Origin of the sequence: Nocardioides sp. NPDC057767, from assembly GCF_042798275.1 — a bacterium.
Taxonomy (GTDB): Bacteria; Actinomycetota; Actinomycetes; order Propionibacteriales; family Nocardioidaceae; genus Nocardioides.
The window spans coordinates 32,909-48,263 of sequence record NZ_JBHVKJ010000009.1 but is presented as its reverse complement, the minus strand read 5'-3'; the positions used below and the strand labels follow the sequence as shown (position 1 = coordinate 48,263).

Sequence of the window (15,355 nt, the reverse complement as noted above, 5' to 3'; positions counted from 1 at the left end):
GAACGACTCTCCCACGCAGTTCGGAAAGGACGCACCATGAAGTACGCATCGAGAAGAAACGTGATCGCGGGAGCAGGACTGGTGGCCGCGGCTGCCGTGGCCCCGGGTCTGTCGTCGGCACCGGCCGCGCGAGCAGCCGGCTCCGGCGTGGGCGAGGCGGTGGGGACGTACAAGGTCCTGGTGTTCTCCAAGACCGCAGGGTTCCGACATGGGTCCATCCCCTACGGCATCGCGGCGATCGAGAAGCTGGGGGTCGAGAACGGCTTCACGGTGACCGCCACCGAGGACGCAGCGGTGTTCAACGACACCGACCTGGCGGGGTACGCGGCGGTGCTGTGGCTCTCCACGACCGGGAACGTTCTCGACGGCGGCCAGCAGGCGGCCTTCGAGCGCTACATCCAGGGCGGTGGCGGGTATGTGGGCGTCCACGCGGCCTCCGACACCGAGTACGACTGGCCCTGGTACGGCGGCCTGGTCGGGGCGTACTTCGCCGGTCATCCCGCTCAGCAGACCGCGACGGTGAAGGTGCGTGCGCACAACACCGCTGCCACGGCCGAGCTGCCGAAGCGGTGGACGCGCTGGGACGAGTGGTACAGCTTCCGCGACCGTCCTGCCGACTCGGTCAGGATCCTCGCCGACCTCGATGAGCGCAGCTATGACCCGGGCCGGTTCGCGATGGGTGAGCCGCACCCGATCGCCTGGTGCCATGAGTACGACGGTGGTCGGGCGTTCTACACCGGGATGGGCCACACCAACGAGTCGTTCACCGAGCCGGAGTTCCTCTCCCACGTGCTTGGCGGCATCCAGATGGTCGCCGGAGCCGCGCCGTTCAGGGCCGGAGCGGACGGGTGACCGGGCAGAGCACCGGGGTGGGGAAGGTCGGCCTCTGGCTGATCGGTGCACGTGGATCGGTCGGGGTCACGACGATCGTCGGGGCCCTGGCTGTCCGGGCAGGGCTCGCCGGCCGGGTCGGGCTCGTGACCGAGCAGCCGGAGATCGCTGCGGCAGGACTGCCATCCCTCGACGAGCTCGTCATCGGAGGCCACGACCTCGCCACCGACCCGCTGGTGAAGCGGGCCGAGCGCCTCGCGGCGGGCGGGGTGGTTCCGGCCGCGATCCTGCCGGCGATCGCGGGTGAGCTGGAAGCGATCGGGTCGGGGCTGCGTACGGGCTATGACGTCTCGAGCGAGGAGCCCCAACGAGAGGCGATCGCGAGGCTGAGCGCCGACCTGGTCGCCTTCCGCGAGGCCCACGGGCTCGAGCGGGTGGTCGTGGTGGACGTCGCGAGCACCGAGCCGCCGGCCGAGGTCACCGACGGCGGGCCGCTGGCCGACCCCGATGCCCTCGACGCCGCCCTGGCAGCGGGGGAGTCGCCGCTGCCGGCCAGCTCGGTCTACGTCCTGGCCGCCTACCGGGCAGGCTGCCCGGTGGTCTCGTTCACGCCGAGCCCCGGCCCGCGGCTGCCCGTGCTCGTCACGCTCGCCGAGCGGGCCGGGCTCCCGTGGGCGGGCTCGGACGGCAAGACCGGTGAGACGCTGCTGAAGTCAGCCCTGGCGCCGATGTTCGCGACCCGGGCGCTGCAGGTCAACGCCTGGGCGTCCTACAACATGCTCGGCGGCGGTGACGGCGCCACGCTCGCCGACCCCGCCAATGCGCAGAGCAAGCTGGTCACCAAGGCTCAGGGTCTGGAGGCGATGCTCGGTCACCCGGTGGAGGGGCCGATGCACATCGACTACGTGCCCGACCACGGCGACTGGAAGACCGCCATCGACCACGTCTCCTTCGAGGGTTTCCTCGGGGTGCGGATGTCGCTGCAGTTCACCTGGAGCGGCTGCGACTCGGCGCTGGCCGCGCCGCTGGTGCTCGACCTCGCCCGGCTGACCCTGCGGGCGGCCGAGGTGGGGGAGAGCGGGCCGCTGCCGTTCGGGTTCTTCTTCAAGGACCCGGCCGGCTCCACCGAGCACCGGCTCGGTACGCAGTGGGACGAGCTGGTCGCGTGGTGCCGTCGGGTGGGCGTATGACGCCTCGTGCCCGAGCCTTCGCCGAGCTGGTCCGGCTGCCGGCCGCGCTCACCGTGCCGGGCGACACCATGGCCGGGGCGGCTGCGGCCGGTCCGCTGCGGGCCCGGTCAGCCGCGATGCCGGCCGCGTCGGTGGCGCTCTACTGGGCCGGGATGGCGCTCAACGACTGGGCCGACCGCGACCTGGACGCCGTCGAGCGACCGGAGCGACCGATCCCGTCGGGCCGGGTCAGCCCCCGCCAGGCGCTGGGGGCGGCCGTCGGGCTGACCGCGGCGGGTGTCGGGCTGGCCGCGCTCGCCGGAGGACGTCCGGCCGCGGCGACGGCGGCGGCCCTGGCCGGTGCCGTGTGGGCCTATGACACCGTCCTCAAGGACACCTCGGCCGGGCCGTTCGCGATGGCCGCGGCGCGAGGTCTCGATGTGTTCCTCGGGGCGGCTGCTGCCGGGCGTACGCGGGCGGGACTCGTCCCGGCCGGCCTGCTCGCCGCACACACCGCTGGTGTCACGTTGCTCAGCCGCGGCGAGGTCCACGGCACCCGGCCCCTCACCGCGGGCCTGGCCGGAGGGGTCACGGTCGTGACCGCGGCCCTGGCGGCCGGCCACGGCCGGGCGGCGCTCCCCGTCGCCCTCGCCGCGTCGTACGCAGGCAGTGTCGGCTCCGCCCAGCTGGCCGCCGTCTCCTCGCCGGATGCCGGCACGGTCCGGCGCGCCACCGGCGCCGGGATCCGCGGGATGATCCCGCTCCAGGCCGCCCTCGTCGCCCGTCGCTCACCGCTGGCCGCGCTCGGGCTGCTGGCCGCCGGCCCGATCGTCAGGGCCGCCTCGAAGGCGGTGTCGCCGACATGAGCGCGACCAGCACGCTGCGGTTCGGCTACGGCACCAACGGCATGCACAGCCACCGGCTCGAGGACGCCCTGGCCGTCCTGGCCGACCTGGGTTACGACGGCGTCGCCCTGACCCTCGACCACCTCCACCTCGACCCCTACCGGCCGAATCTCGCGGGCCGGGTGGCACGACTCGGCGACCGGCTCGACGAGCTCGGCCTGTCGGTCGTGGTCGAGACCGGCGCCCGCTACATCCTCGACCCCCGCCGCAAGCACTACCCGACCCTGCTTCACCCGGGTCCGGAGGCGAGCCGCCGGGTCGACTACCTGCACCGCGCGGTCGAGGTCGCCGCAGACCTCGGTGCCGAGGCGGTCTCGTTCTGGTCCGGCAGCCTTCCCGCCGGCGTCGACGAGGACCGTGCCTGGGGCCGGCTGTGCGACGGTGTCTGGCAGGTCCTCGATCTCGCCACCCGGCGCGGGGTCGTGTGTGCCGTCGAGCCCGAGCCCGGGCACTTCGTCGACACCCTCGACGCCGTGCTCGAGCTGCGTCGGCGGCTCGACGACCCCGCGCTGCTCCGCGTCACCCTCGACCTCGGCCACGTCGTCTGCAACGAGCCGCGGGGGATGGCCGAGACCATCCGCCGGGCGGGGCCGCTGCTGGCCAACGTGCAGGTCGACGACATGGTCGAGGGCGTCCACGAGCACCTCGAGCTGGGCACCGGCGAGGTCGACTTCGCCGCCGCGCTCGGCACCCTCGCCGAGATCGGCTACACCGGTCTCGCCTCGCTCGAGCTGCCCCGCCAGTCCCACGCGGCCCCGGTCGTCGCCGAACGCTCCCTGGCTTTCCTCCGCGACACCTATGCGGCCCTTCCCGACCCCACGGAGGTGCGGACATGAACGAGACGCTTCTCGCCGAATGGTGTGCCGAGATCGAGACCGACCCCACCCGCATCCGGACCCGCTTCCCGGCAGCGGCCAGGGAGATCGGCCGCACGCCGGGCACCTCGCCCGAGCCGGGTGCCGACCGGGTCGAGGACGACGTACGGGTGCGGCTGCTGGGCGCGCTCGGCCGTGGCCTCCTGGGCGACGCCGACGCGTTGAGCGCCGAGGTGCACGATCTCTACCGCTTCGGCGACGCCGACGAGCGGCGCGCCGTCCTGGCCGGCCTCGGACCCCTCCAGGCCGCGCTCGGCGACCGCGCGGTCGACCTGCTCCACGACGCGCTGCGCACCAACGACCCGCGGCTGGTGGCCGCCGCCATGGGGACGTACGCCGCCCGTCTCGACGACGCCGCGTGGCGTCAGGCCGTCCTCAAGTGCCTCTTCGTCGGCGTACCCCTACGTCTGGTCGCGGGCCTCGACGGCCGTGCCGACGAGGAGCTGCGCCGGATGGTCGCCGACTACGCCGCCGAACGGCGGGCCGCCGGCCGCGGGGTGCCTGACGACGCCCTGCCGTTCCTTCCCGCCCCCACCACCACGACTCGGGAGTCCTGATGCGCATCTTCGACCCGCACATCCACATGACCTCACGCACGACCGACGACTACGAGGCGATGTACGCCGCCGGCGTCCGCGCTCTGGTGGAGCCGGCCTTCTGGCTCGGCCAGCCGCGGACCAGCGTCGACTCGTTCGTCGACTACTTCGACGCGCTGGTCGGCTGGGAGCGTTTCCGGGCCTCGCAGTTCGGCATCGCCCACCACTGCACGATCGCGCTCAACCCGAAGGAGGCCAACGACCCGCGCTGCACGCCGGTGCTCGACCTGCTGCCGCGCTACCTCGCCAAGGACGGGGTCGTCGCGGTCGGTGAGGTGGGCTTCGACTCGATGACCGAGGAGGAGGAGAAGGCGTTCAGCAGGCAGCTCGAGCTGGCTCGCGAGTTCGCGCTGCCGGCCATGGTGCACACGCCCCACCGCGACAAGCTCGCCGGCACCCGCCGCACCCTCGATCTGGTCGAGGCGGCCGGGATCGAGCCAGGCATGGTCGTCGTCGACCACCTCAACGAGGTCACCGTCGACGTCGTGGACGAGGCGGGCGCGTGGATGGGCTTCTCGATCTACCCCGACACCAAGATGGACCCTGACCGGATGGTCGCGATACTCCAGCGGCGGGGACTCGACCGGGTGCTGGTCAACTCCGCCGCCGACTGGGGCAGGTCGGATCCGCTGCGCACACGGGCGACCGGCGAGGCGATGCTCGCCGCCGGGTTCTCCGAGGACGATGTCGACAGGGTGCTGTGGCGCAACCCGGTGGAGTTCTTCGGCCAGAGCGGACGGCTGCTGCTCGACGTACCCGAGGCCGACCGGAGCGCGACCTTCGCCGGCAACTCGCTGCTGCGAGGTGAGCGGGCATGAGGTTCCGGCACCGCGACGGCACCGTCGTCCACCTCGGCTACTGCAGCAACGTGCACCCGGCCGAGGACGTCGACGGCATCCTCGACCAGCTCCGCCGCTACGCCGGCGAGGTCCGGGCGCGGCTCGGCGAGCCCCGGCTCGGCCTCGGGCTCTGGCTCCCGGCCGCGACCGCCCACGAGCTGGCCGGCGACCCGGCCACCCTCGACCGGCTCCGCACCGGCCTGGAGCGCCACGGCCTGGAGGTGGTCACCCTCAACGCCTTCCCGTACGCCGGGTTCCACGCCCCGGTCGTGAAGCGCGACGTCTACTCCCCGGACTGGTCGACCCGGCGCCGCCTCGACTACACCCTCGACTGCGCCCGGGTGCTGGCGGCGCTGCTGCCCGACGACGCCACCCGCGGCAGCATCTCGACGCTCCCGCTGGGCTGGCGCACCCCGTGGTTCACCGACCGCGACCGGGCCGCCCGGGAGCTGATCGGCGAGCTCGCCGACGGCCTGGCCGGCATCGAGGCCGAGCACGGCCGGACGATCCGGGTCGGGTTCGAGCCGGAGCCGGGCTGCGTCGTGGAGACGACCCGCGACGCGGTGACACGGCTCGCCGGGCTGGCCCCCGAGCACCTCGGGATCTGCGTCGACACCTGCCACCTCGCCACCCAGTTCGAGGACGCCACCGAGGCGCTCGACCGGCTGCAGGTGGCCGGGCTGCCGGTCGTCAAGGTCCAGGTCTCCGCGGCCCTGCACGCCGACGACCCGAGCGACCCGGCGACCCGGGACGCCCTCGCCTCCTACTCCGAGGACCGCTTCCTCCACCAGACCCGAGAGCCACGCGGGGCGCGGGTGGACAGCCGCGACGACCTGCCCGAGGCGCTCGGTGGCCATCGTCCGCTGGCGGCCGAGCATCCGTGGCGGGTGCACTTCCACGTACCGCTGCACGCCGACCCGGCTCCGCCGCTGCGCAGCACCCGCGATCATCTTGCCGGCACGCTCGACGCGCTCCTCGGCGGCCCGGTCGCGCACACCGACCATCTCGAGGTGGAGACCTACACCTGGGGTGTCCTGCCCGAGCAGGTCCGCCCCGACGGGGACGCCGGCCTGGTCGCGGGCATCGCGGCTGAGCTCGGCTGGACACGCGACCGGCTCCTCGAGGCCGGGCTCGAACAGCTGCAGGAGGCATCGGCATGAGCGACAACGTGAGTGAGAAGCTGCTGGTCATCGACGTGGTCGGGATGACGCCCGACCTGCTCCGGCACATGCCGCGGGTGCGGCAGGTGGGGGAGTCGGGGTTCACCGCCGAGCTCGGCACCGTGCTGCCCGCGGTCACCTGCTCGGTCCAGTCGACCTTCCTGACCGGCGCGCTGCCACGCGACCACGGCGTCGTCGGCAACGGCTGGTTCTTCCGCGACCTCGGCGAGGTGCTGCTGTGGCGCCAGCACAACGCGCTGGTGCAGGGCGAGAAGCTGTGGGACGTCGTACGCCGCCGGCGCCCCGGCGCCAAGGTCGCCAACGTCTGCTGGTGGTACGCCATGGGCGCCGACGTCGACACGACCGTCACCCCGCGCCCGGCCTACCACGCAGACGGCAAGAAGTCGCCCGACTGCTGGACCTGGCCTCCGTCGCTCCACGACGAGCTCACCGAGGAGCTCGGGCCGTTCCCGCTGTTCACCTACTGGGGTCCCACGGCCTCGATCAAGAGCTCGGCGTGGATCGTAGCGGCCGCCCGCAAGGTCATGCCCTACCACGACCTCACCCTCGTCTACGTCCCTCACCTCGACTACGACCTGCAGCGCTTCGGCCCCGACAGCCCGCAGGCCGTCCAGGCCGCCCGGGACGTCGATGCCACCCTGGCGCCGCTGCTCGACGACGCCGAGGCGGCGGGGGTCCGCGTCGTACTGCTGAGCGAGTACGGCATCACCGCCGCCTCCCGACCGGTCGACATCAACCGGCTGCTGCGCCGCGAGGGCCTGCTCCACGTCCACCACAACGCCACCGGCGAGCTGCTCGACCCGTGGACCTCGCGGGCCTTCGCGGTCGCCGACCACCAGATCGCCCACGTCTACATCAAGGACCCCGACGACCTGGAGCGCGTCCGGGACCTGCTCGCCGGGCTCGACGGGGTGGCCGAGGTCCTCGACCGCACCGGCCAGGCGGCGTACGGACTCGACCACGAGCGCGCCGGCGAGCTGGTCGTGGTGGCCGAGCCGGACGCCTGGTTCACCTACTACTACTGGCTCGACGACGCGAACGCGCCCGACTTCGCCCGCGGCGTCGAGATCCACAAGAAGCCCGGCTACGACCCCGCCGAGCTGTTCCTCGACCCCGAGGACCGCTGGGTCAAGCTCCGTGCTGCCGCCACCCTGGCCCGCAAGACGGCCGGGCTGCGCTACGCGATGAGTGTGGTGCCGCTCGACCCCGCCCCGGTCTCCGGCAGCCACGGCCGGCTGCCGGACGACCCCGAGCACGGCCCGGTGCTCGTCTGCTCCGACGCCTCCGTCAAACGCGACCGGTTCGAGGCCACCGAGGTCCGTGACCTGCTCGCATCCCTGCTCTGACCCCTCAGACCCCACGTGGAAGGACAACCATGACCCGACCGATCACCCTCTTCACCGGCCAGTGGGCCGACCTGCCGTTCGAGGAGGTCTGCCGCCTCGCCTCCGAGTGGGGCTACGACGGCCTGGAGATCGCCTGCTGGGGCGACCACCTCGACGTCTGGCAGGCGGCCGAGGACGAGACGTACGTCCAGGCGAAGCTGGACCTGCTGGCCAAGCACAACCTCAAGGTCTTCACGATCTCCAACCACCTCAAGGGTCAGGCGGTCTGCGACGACCCGATCGACCAGCGCCACCGCGACATCCTGCCCGCCAAGATCTGGGGCGACGGCGACCCCGAGGGCGTACGTCAGCGGGCCGCAGAGGAGATGAAGATGACCGCCCGGGCGGCGAAGAACCTCGGCGTCGAGACCGTCGTCGGCTTCACCGGCTCCGCCATCTGGAAGTACGTCGCGATGTTCCCGCCCGTCTCCCAGGAGACGATCGAGGCGGGCTACCAGGACTTCGCCGACCGGTGGAACCCGATCCTCGACGTCTTCGACGAGTGCGGGGTGCGGTTCGCCCACGAGGTGCACCCCTCCGAGATCGCCTACGACTACTGGTCCACCGTCGCGACCCTGGAGGCGATCGGGCACCGGGAGGCGTTCGGCCTCAACTGGGACCCCAGCCACATGGTGTGGCAGCAGGTCGATCCGGTCGGGTTCCTGTGGGACTTCCGCGACCGGATCTACCACGTGGACTGCAAGGACACGAAGCTGCAGACGGGCAACGGCCGCAACGCCCGGCTCGGCTCCCACCTCCCCTGGGCGGACCCCCGGCGCGGCTGGGACTTCGTCTCCACCGGCCACGGCGACGTCCCCTGGGAGCAGTGCTTCCGGATGCTGAACGCCATCGGCTACGAGGGCCCCATCTCGGTCGAGTGGGAGGACGCCGGCATGGACCGCCTCGTCGGCGCCCCCGAGGCGCTCGAGTTCGTGCGCCGGCTCGCCTTCGATGCCCCGGAGGCCGCCTTCGACGCCGCCTTCAGCACCAACGACTGACTCGACCCCGAGAGTTCGAACCCCCCCCCGAGAGGAAACAGCCATGTGTTACGGATTCGACGGCGAGGGCGCGCTGCGCCGCTCGCTGGAGGAGCGCGGCCTGAGCCGTCGCTCGATGGTCAAGGGCGCGCTCGGCGCCGTCGCGGGCGGTGCCATGCTGGCCGCGGTGCCCGGCCTGCTCTCCCCGGCCGGAGCGGCCGTGACGGCCGAGCACGGCGCCTGCCGGGTGCCTCCGGGCCGGATCAGCATCCAGCTCTGGACCGTCCGCGACGCGCTGTGGGGCGACCCCGGCTTCGACGCGACCCTGACCTCGATCGCCGAGATGGGCTATCCGCGGGTCGAGCAGGCGCTGGGCTACTTCGACCGGACCGCGGCCGAGCTGCGGGCCTTCTACGACGATCTCGGCATCCGCGCCTCCTCCTCCCACGACGGCATCAGCGCCACGCCCGCCGACCTGCAGACCAAGCTGCAGAACGCGGCGACCCTCGGCCAGCGCTACATGGTGGTGCCCTACCTCGCCTCCAGCTCGCTCTCCGACTGGCAGACCTGGGCGGAGCAGATGAACGTCGAGGCGGCCGCCGCGAAGCGCTACGGGATCGCCTACGGCTACCACAACCACGCCCACGAGTTCACGACCGATCTCGGCGGCGGCGTCACTCCCTGGGACGTCCTCACCACCGAGCTCGACCCGGCGCTGGTCCACCTCGAGATCGACATCTACTGGGCCGTGACGGGCGGGGTCAACCGCGGCCTGTCCAACGACGAGGCCGTCGACTTCGCCATCGACACGATCAAGGCGGGGCCGCAGCGGGTGCGGCAGTACCACGTCAAGGACCGCAATCCCGCCACGGGCGACCACGTCGACCTCGGCACCGGATTCATCGACTTCGCGAAGGTCTTCGCGGCCCACGAGGTCGAGGAGTACATCGTCGAGAACGACACCCCGGAGATCAGCCCGCTCCACACCGCGGAGGTCGGCTACTCCTACCTGCGCCGCCTGCGCTACTGACCGATCTCAGAGCACGCGCCGCTTGAGCTGGCCCGCCGCCCGTCGTAACGGGTGGCGGGCCAGCTCCGCCTCCAGCTGCTGGACCTGCTCCTCGAGCTCCGCGACCCGCTCGGGGAGCCGGCGGCCGGCGCGCCGCTCGGCCCTGACCCGCTCGGCCCGCTCGGTGTGGGCGTCGGTGAGACGTACGGTCTCGGGGGCCACGGCGGGGACGAGTTCCGGGGCTTCGACGCGCTCGCCGGGAACCGCCGGCCGCGCGGCCACCTGGAAGGTCTCGACCATGGCGTCGGGCTGGTCGCGGACCCACTCGGCGATGCCGTACGGCAGTGTCTTCTGCGGGACGCCGAAGTCGGAGACCAGCGGGTCGGCGACGGTGCCGCGCAGGTCGGTGGCCACCAGACCGGCGTCGGACACGAGCCGCAGCAGGCCTGCTCGGTTGAACGATCGCCGCGGGGTGCGGTCCACCGGCAGCGCGGTCGCCGACCAGTGCCCCTGCAGGGCGGCGAGACGCCGTGAGCCGTGGGAGGCGTTGCGAGCGGAGACCACGATCCGCCCGCCGGGAGCGAGCAGCGCATGGGCGTCCTCGAGGACAGCGGCCGGGTCCGGGGCGTACTCGACCTGGTCGGCGAGCACGACGACGTCGAAGCTGCCGGGATCGAACAGGTCGCTCAACGCGGTGGCGGCGGGGTCGGCGACGACCACCTCGGCCAGCGCCTCACCCGCGTGTGCAGCGGCCTCCGGGTCCGCCTCGACACCCGCCACCCGGCACCCCTGGGCGCCGAGCCGGCGGCCGAGCTGTCCGGTCCAGCAGCCGACCTCGAGCACGTTCGGCGCCGAGCCGACCAGTGCGGCGATCTGGGCCGGGGGAGTGTTCTCGCCCACCAGCGAGCCCGGCGGGAACCGGTTCGAGGCTCGGAGCCCTTCGTCCGGCCCCGCCACGGGCGCACAGTAGGCCAGCGCCCGGCCGTCGAGACGACGTTCGGTGCTCAGCGGCGTGACCTTGGTGAGCCGGCGCCCGCGGGCCGCCCGGGTGTGGTCGAGATGGTCACGCACGCCCGCGAACACGCTCGGATACGCCTGCTCGCAGTGCCTCAGCAGGGCCTCGGCGTCGAGGGCGTAGGGATCGTCGCGCAGCGTCTCGATCTTGACGATCGGCAGCCGGCCGGCGTCGAGCACGCTGTCGGCCATGGTGTTGCACGGGTTGGGCGGCTGGTCGCCGATGGTGCGGACGAGGTTCCACTCCGCGGTCTTGTCCGGGAGCAGGTGCGGGTCGGTGTCGGGGTCGAAGGTGATGTTGACGCCCATCCACGACCTTCGCGCCCGGGCACGGCGGTGCTCGTGCGCGCGCGGCACGAAGTAGGCGTCGTAGGTGAGCCCGGCCTCGGCGAGCCGGCGGGTCAGCCCGACCTCGTAGCGGGTGATCACCTCGGCGCGGTCGTCGAGCGGCACGAAGTCGCGCCAGAACTCGGCGAACGCCGCCGAGGCGATCGCGGTCGGCGTGAGACCCACGAAGTAGCTCTGGACGTGGTCGCCCAGCTCCTCGTTACGGGTCAGCCCCCAGAAGTCGACGCCGCGCGCGGCCATCTCCTCGAAGATCCGCTCCGGCGGCACGACCGGCCCGATGAAGCTGTCGTTGACGAGCACGACCAGGTCGAAGCGGGTCAGGTCCCCGGCGGCGTCCAGACCGGCCTTGTAGGAGGCGAAGTCGTAGCCGACGTTGTCGCGCTCGATCACCTGCGCCCTGGCCCGCGCCCAGGCCCGGTCCTCCTCACCCAGGCCACCGGCGGAGACGACGATCAGCTCGGCTGCCGCTGCGTACGCCTCGATCTGGCGGCGCACGTGCGGCCACAGCCGGCCCTCGGTGTCGTACGTCGCCAACACTGCCAACCGGGACACGACCAAACCTCCGAGACGATGTGATGTCGGCCATCACCCTAACGGTCGCGCGGCCCGTGTCGGGTGCTGCGTACCGGCGGTGAGCGGCATAGGCTGAAGACCATGCCATCGCCCCGGCTGTCCCTGATCACCGCTGTCTACAACCCGCCCGCAGATGCCTTCGAGGACACCATCGCCTCGGTCCTCGGCCAGTCCTTCGAGGACTGGGAATGGATCCTCAGCGACGACAGATCACCGCAACCCTGGGTGCTTCCGCGGCTGCGCGAGCTGGCCGCGAAGGAGCCGCGGGTGCGGATCGTGGAGCGCGCCGAGAACGGCGGCATCGTGGCCGCGTCGAACTCCTCGCTGGCCGAGGCGAACGGCGAGCTGGTCGCCCTGCTCGACCACGACGACGTGCTCGAGCCGAACGCGATGGCGAAGATGGTCGCCGCCTACGACCGGTTCGACGACCTCGACTACGCCTACAGCGACCAGGACCTGATGAGCGACGCCGGAGAGCTCCGCGACGCCTACTACAAGCCCGACTGGTCCCCGGAGCGGCTGCGCCACCACAACTACTGCACCCACTTCTCGGTGTTCCGCCGTTCGGTCGTGGAAGAGGTCGGCGGCTTCCAGGAGGGCTTCGACGGCTCTCAGGACCACGACCTCGTGCTGCGGGTCAGCGAGCGGGCCCGGCGCATCGTCCACGTCCCCGGCGCCCTCTACCACTGGCGCCAGGTGCCCGGCTCGGCCGCCGCGGACAACCAGGCCAAGCCGTACGCCTGGGACGCCGGCGTACGCGCGGTCCAGGCCCACCTGGACCGGCTCGGGATCCGGGCGAGGGCCACCCGTGGCGTCTCGCCCGGGCTCTACCGGGTCGAGCGGGAGCCCGACCTCGACACCCCGGTCAGCGTGATCATCCCGACGATCGGCACCAGCGCGATCGTGTGGGGCGAGAAGCGCGCGATGGTCGTCGAGACCGTCCGCTCCGTCGTGGCCTCGACCAAGCACCGCGACGTGGAGTTCGTGATCGTCTACGACACCCCGACCCCCGCCCCGGTGCTCGAGGCGCTGCGGGCGATCGAGGGCGCCGACATCAAGCTCGTCGAGTTCACCGAGAAGTTCAGCTTCAGCGCCAAGTGCAACGTCGGCGCCGCGCACGCCCGCGGCGACGTGCTGATCTTCCTCAACGACGACATGGAGGCCTACTCCGACGGCGTCATCGAGCACCTGATCGCGCCGCTGCGCGAGCCCGACGTGGGGATGACCGGCCCCAAGCTGCTCTTCGAGGACCTCCGCATCCAGCACGCCGGCCTGATCTACGGCAGCGGCACCATCACCCACGCCTACTACCGGGCCCGCCCCGAGGAGCGCGGCAACCACGGCGAGCTGCACATCAACCGGGAGACCTCCGCGCTCACCGGCGCCTGCGTCGCGATGCGGCGCGAGGTCTTCTTCGACGCCGGCGGCTTCAGCGAGCGGCTGCCGGTCAACTACAACGACGTCGACCTGTGCCTCAAGGTCCGTCGCTCACTCGGCCTGCGGCTGGTCTGGCTCCACGACGTCGTCCTCTTCCACTTCGAGTCGGTCAGCCGCGACAACGCGGTCCACGACTGGGAGAAGGACTTCGTCAACAACCGGTGGGGCAACTACATGGACGTACGCGAGCGCTACTCCAACGGCGTGCGGTGACCTGGCGCAAACTGACGGGGTCGGTCAGCCCTGGGCGGCGCGGCGGAGGCGGCGGACGACGCGGCGGCCGAAGTTGCGCACGGGGTGACGGGTGGCGTAGGTCAGGTCGGCCTCGAGACCGGCGACCTTGCCGCGCAGCCGCTCGATCCGCTCGCGGCGGCGCCGGTTGACCTCGCGGGCCTCGCGCAGCTGCTTGGACAGGGAACCGACCCGCGCCTGGGCGGAGTTGGCCGAGGCCTGGATGCCGAGGATGTGGTCGCGCGTGGCCAGCCGGGAGCGGGTGACCTCCTCGAACTGCCTGGTGTGGGCATCGCGGATCCGGACCTCGTCTGCGGGGGCGGCCTGGACGAGGTCGGGCGGCGCCGGGGCGACCTCACCGTCGGCGAGCGGCCGGGCGGCCAGCTGGAACTGGTAGACCAGCGCGTCGCGCTGCTGACGCACCCACTCGACCGCGACGTCGGGAAGCCGGTCGGGATCGACCGCGACCTCGACGTTGAGCGGGTCGGCCGTGGTGCCGCGCAGGTCCTCGACCGCGTAGCCCGCCTCCGCGAAGAGCTGCAGCAGCCCCTCGCGCGAGTAGAACTTGATGTGGGTGCGGTCCAGGAGCCCGGTGTCGGTGGTCTGCCAGCGGCCCTGCAGCAGGGCGAGACGGAGCGAGCCGTGGGTGACGTTGGGGATCGAGATGACCACCCTGCCGCCGGGGGTGAGCAGGTCACGGGCCTGCTCCAGCGCCGCCCGCGGGTCGGCGAGGTGCTCGAGGACGTCGGCGAAGATCACCACGTCGAAGGAGCCGGGCTCGACGATCTCGGTCAGCGGCGTCGCGTCGAGGTCGGCGACGACCACCTTGTCGAGGACCTTCTCGGCCAGGCTCGCCGCCTCGGGGTCGATCTCGATGCCGGTGACCGTGCAACCGCGCTCGGTGAGGATCCGGCCGATCTCGCCGGTCCAGCAGCCGACGTCGAGGACCCGTTTCCCCTCGCCCGCCGAGGCGGTCGCCCCAGCCAGGTCGAGGACCTGCACGTGGCTGGTGTTGGGGTGATCGAGGTCGATCTCGACGGCGTAAAGCGACATGCGACGAGGGTAGCGACCTTTGGTGGCCCTGCGCGGGTGCGGCGCGGGTGATTTGCGGGTGTTTCGACGCTTCGGCGACGTACGGTCAAAAGGTCTGTTACACAGTGGAAACACACGCCGCGGGGTGTCGAAACCTCCCCGGGTGAAGGTGGCGGTGAAGATGGCAGGATCAAGGACCTCTGGAGGCGCCCTCTCGTGAAGCTCGTGACCGCAGTGATCAAACCCCACAAGTGGGAGGACGTGCGTGAGGCCCTGGAGGCCTTCGGCGTGACCGGGATGACCGTCTCGGAGGTCTCCGGCTACGGCCGTCAGAAGGGCCACACCGAGGTCTACCGCGGAGCCGAGTACGACATCGCCCTGGTGCCGAAGATCCGCATCGAGATCGTGGTGGAGGACGAGGACGCGGCGGACGTCGTGGGGATCGTCGTGAAGACCGCACAGACCGGACGGATCGGCGACGGGAAGGTCTGGCTCAGCCCGATCGAGTCCGTCGTCCGCGTACGGACCGGTGCGCGCGACACGGACGCGCTCTGACTAGGCTTCGTCGCAGTGCCGGTCCATCGAATCCCACCGGAGGAGAGAAATGAAGCTCGTCACCGCAGTGATCAAACCCCACAAGTGGGAGGACGTTCGCGTCGCCCTGGAAGCTGTCGGTGTCACCGGCATGACCGTCTCCGAGGTCTCGGGTTACGGTCGTCAGAAGGGCCACACCGAGGTCTACCGCGGCGCTGAGTACGACGTCGCCCTGGTGCCGAAGATCCGCATCGAGATCGCCGTTCCCGACGAGGATGTCGAGTCGGTGGTCAGCGCCATCGAGACCTCGGCGAAGACCGAGCGCATCGGCGACGGCAAGGTCTGGGTCTCCCCGCTGGAGACCATCGTGCGCGTGCGCACCGGCGACCGCGACGACGCCGCTATCTGACCTATGGACG

15 protein-coding genes are annotated in these 15,355 nt (G+C 71.9%); 13 read left to right on the top strand and 2 right to left on the bottom strand.

Annotation, left to right across the window (positions count from 1 at the left end; all coding sequences use genetic code 11):
* Positions 1 to 36: 36 nt before the first annotated feature.
* From ACFVDI_RS06880 to ACFVDI_RS06835, 10 genes are read left to right on the top strand one after another with little or no spacing between them, the layout of a single operon-like run.
* Positions 37 to 852 carry a ThuA domain-containing protein gene (locus tag ACFVDI_RS06880; RefSeq protein ID WP_378901987.1) on the top strand — a complete coding sequence of 272 codons (816 nt, stop codon included), beginning with the start codon at positions 37 to 39 and terminating at the stop codon, positions 850 to 852.
* The gene (locus ACFVDI_RS06875) at positions 849 to 2,021 is read left to right on the top strand and encodes an inositol-3-phosphate synthase (protein WP_378901984.1); all 1,173 of its coding nucleotides are present in this window, start codon (positions 849 to 851) and stop codon (positions 2,019 to 2,021) included. Before ACFVDI_RS06880 ends, ACFVDI_RS06875 begins: the two co-directional genes overlap by 4 nt.
* Positions 2,018 to 2,866 (top strand): SCO3242 family prenyltransferase, encoded by an 849-nt coding sequence (locus ACFVDI_RS06870; RefSeq protein WP_378901981.1) that lies wholly within the window; start codon positions 2,018 to 2,020, stop codon positions 2,864 to 2,866. The genes ACFVDI_RS06875 and ACFVDI_RS06870 overlap by 4 nt, the downstream gene beginning before the upstream one ends.
* Entirely contained in the window at positions 2,863 to 3,741 is an 879-nt protein-coding gene (locus tag ACFVDI_RS06865) for a sugar phosphate isomerase/epimerase family protein (RefSeq protein WP_378901978.1), read from the top strand. Before ACFVDI_RS06870 ends, ACFVDI_RS06865 begins: the two co-directional genes overlap by 4 nt.
* A complete protein-coding gene (locus ACFVDI_RS06860; protein ID WP_378901975.1) occupies positions 3,738 to 4,337 on the top strand; it encodes an EboA domain-containing protein in 600 nt (199 codons plus the stop codon). Before ACFVDI_RS06865 ends, ACFVDI_RS06860 begins: the two co-directional genes overlap by 4 nt.
* Positions 4,337 to 5,194 (top strand): TatD family hydrolase, encoded by an 858-nt coding sequence (locus ACFVDI_RS06855; protein WP_378901972.1) that lies wholly within the window; start codon positions 4,337 to 4,339, stop codon positions 5,192 to 5,194. The genes ACFVDI_RS06860 and ACFVDI_RS06855 overlap by 1 nt, the downstream gene beginning before the upstream one ends.
* On the top strand, positions 5,191 to 6,375 hold the full coding sequence (gene eboE, locus ACFVDI_RS06850) for a metabolite traffic protein EboE (RefSeq protein WP_378901969.1): 1,185 nt from the start codon (positions 5,191 to 5,193) through the stop codon (positions 6,373 to 6,375). The genes ACFVDI_RS06855 and eboE overlap by 4 nt, the downstream gene beginning before the upstream one ends.
* Positions 6,372 to 7,742, top strand: a complete 1,371-nt coding sequence (locus tag ACFVDI_RS06845; RefSeq protein WP_378901966.1) for an alkaline phosphatase family protein — start codon at positions 6,372 to 6,374, stop codon at positions 7,740 to 7,742. The genes eboE and ACFVDI_RS06845 overlap by 4 nt, the downstream gene beginning before the upstream one ends.
* Positions 7,743 to 7,771: 29 nt before the next feature.
* Positions 7,772 to 8,779, top strand: coding sequence for a sugar phosphate isomerase/epimerase family protein (locus ACFVDI_RS06840; RefSeq protein WP_378901963.1), 1,008 nt, complete (start codon positions 7,772 to 7,774; stop codon positions 8,777 to 8,779).
* A 43-nt stretch (positions 8,780 to 8,822) separates the two neighbouring features.
* Positions 8,823 to 9,788 carry a sugar phosphate isomerase/epimerase family protein gene (locus ACFVDI_RS06835; protein WP_378901960.1) on the top strand — a complete coding sequence of 322 codons (966 nt, stop codon included), beginning with the start codon at positions 8,823 to 8,825 and terminating at the stop codon, positions 9,786 to 9,788.
* A 6-nt stretch (positions 9,789 to 9,794) separates the two neighbouring features.
* On the opposite strand, the gene ACFVDI_RS06830 is transcribed toward ACFVDI_RS06835, so the two are convergent.
* Entirely contained in the window at positions 9,795 to 11,681 is a 1,887-nt protein-coding gene (locus ACFVDI_RS06830; protein WP_378901957.1) for a rhamnan synthesis F family protein, read from the bottom strand.
* A 102-nt stretch (positions 11,682 to 11,783) separates the two neighbouring features.
* Between ACFVDI_RS06830 and ACFVDI_RS06825 the strand changes: the two genes are divergently transcribed.
* Positions 11,784 to 13,352, top strand: a complete 1,569-nt coding sequence (locus ACFVDI_RS06825) for a glycosyltransferase (RefSeq protein ID WP_378901954.1) — start codon at positions 11,784 to 11,786, stop codon at positions 13,350 to 13,352.
* 24 nt (positions 13,353 to 13,376) lie between these two features.
* On the opposite strand, the gene ACFVDI_RS06820 is transcribed toward ACFVDI_RS06825, so the two are convergent.
* Positions 13,377 to 14,423, bottom strand: coding sequence for a class I SAM-dependent methyltransferase (locus ACFVDI_RS06820; protein WP_378901951.1), 1,047 nt, complete (start codon positions 14,421 to 14,423; stop codon positions 13,377 to 13,379).
* Between the two features lie 195 nt (positions 14,424 to 14,618).
* On the opposite strand from ACFVDI_RS06820, the gene ACFVDI_RS06815 reads away from it, so the two are divergent.
* Both ACFVDI_RS06815 and ACFVDI_RS06810 read left to right on the top strand, forming a co-directional pair.
* Positions 14,619 to 14,957 (top strand): P-II family nitrogen regulator, encoded by a 339-nt coding sequence (locus ACFVDI_RS06815; RefSeq protein ID WP_165110363.1) that lies wholly within the window; start codon positions 14,619 to 14,621, stop codon positions 14,955 to 14,957.
* A gap of 49 nt (positions 14,958 to 15,006) precedes the next feature.
* Positions 15,007 to 15,345 carry a P-II family nitrogen regulator gene (locus tag ACFVDI_RS06810; RefSeq protein WP_357340416.1) on the top strand — a complete coding sequence of 113 codons (339 nt, stop codon included), beginning with the start codon at positions 15,007 to 15,009 and terminating at the stop codon, positions 15,343 to 15,345.
* Positions 15,346 to 15,355 lie beyond the last annotated feature (10 nt).

What these genes read in the sequence shown, in the direction of transcription:
- ACFVDI_RS06825 (WP_378901954.1), top strand. Translation starts at nt 11,784, where the DNA reads ATGCCATCGCCCCGGCTGTCCCTGATCACCGCTGTCTACAACCCGCCC.
- ACFVDI_RS06845 (WP_378901966.1), top strand. Translation starts at nt 6,372, where the DNA reads ATGAGCGACAACGTGAGTGAGAAGCTGCTGGTCATCGACGTGGTCGGG.
- ACFVDI_RS06820 (WP_378901951.1), bottom strand. Translation starts at nt 14,423, where the DNA reads ATGTCGCTTTACGCCGTCGAGATCGACCTCGATCACCCCAACACCAGC.
- ACFVDI_RS06840 (WP_378901963.1), top strand. Translation starts at nt 7,772, where the DNA reads ATGACCCGACCGATCACCCTCTTCACCGGCCAGTGGGCCGACCTGCCG.
- ACFVDI_RS06835 (WP_378901960.1), top strand. Translation starts at nt 8,823, where the DNA reads ATGTGTTACGGATTCGACGGCGAGGGCGCGCTGCGCCGCTCGCTGGAG.
- ACFVDI_RS06880 (WP_378901987.1), top strand. Translation starts at nt 37, where the DNA reads ATGAAGTACGCATCGAGAAGAAACGTGATCGCGGGAGCAGGACTGGTG.
- ACFVDI_RS06865 (WP_378901978.1), top strand. Translation starts at nt 2,863, where the DNA reads ATGAGCGCGACCAGCACGCTGCGGTTCGGCTACGGCACCAACGGCATG.
- ACFVDI_RS06810 (WP_357340416.1), top strand. Translation starts at nt 15,007, where the DNA reads ATGAAGCTCGTCACCGCAGTGATCAAACCCCACAAGTGGGAGGACGTT.
- ACFVDI_RS06860 (WP_378901975.1), top strand. Translation starts at nt 3,738, where the DNA reads ATGAACGAGACGCTTCTCGCCGAATGGTGTGCCGAGATCGAGACCGAC.
- eboE (WP_378901969.1), top strand. Translation starts at nt 5,191, where the DNA reads ATGAGGTTCCGGCACCGCGACGGCACCGTCGTCCACCTCGGCTACTGC.
- ACFVDI_RS06870 (WP_378901981.1), top strand. Translation starts at nt 2,018, where the DNA reads ATGACGCCTCGTGCCCGAGCCTTCGCCGAGCTGGTCCGGCTGCCGGCC.
- ACFVDI_RS06855 (WP_378901972.1), top strand. Translation starts at nt 4,337, where the DNA reads ATGCGCATCTTCGACCCGCACATCCACATGACCTCACGCACGACCGAC.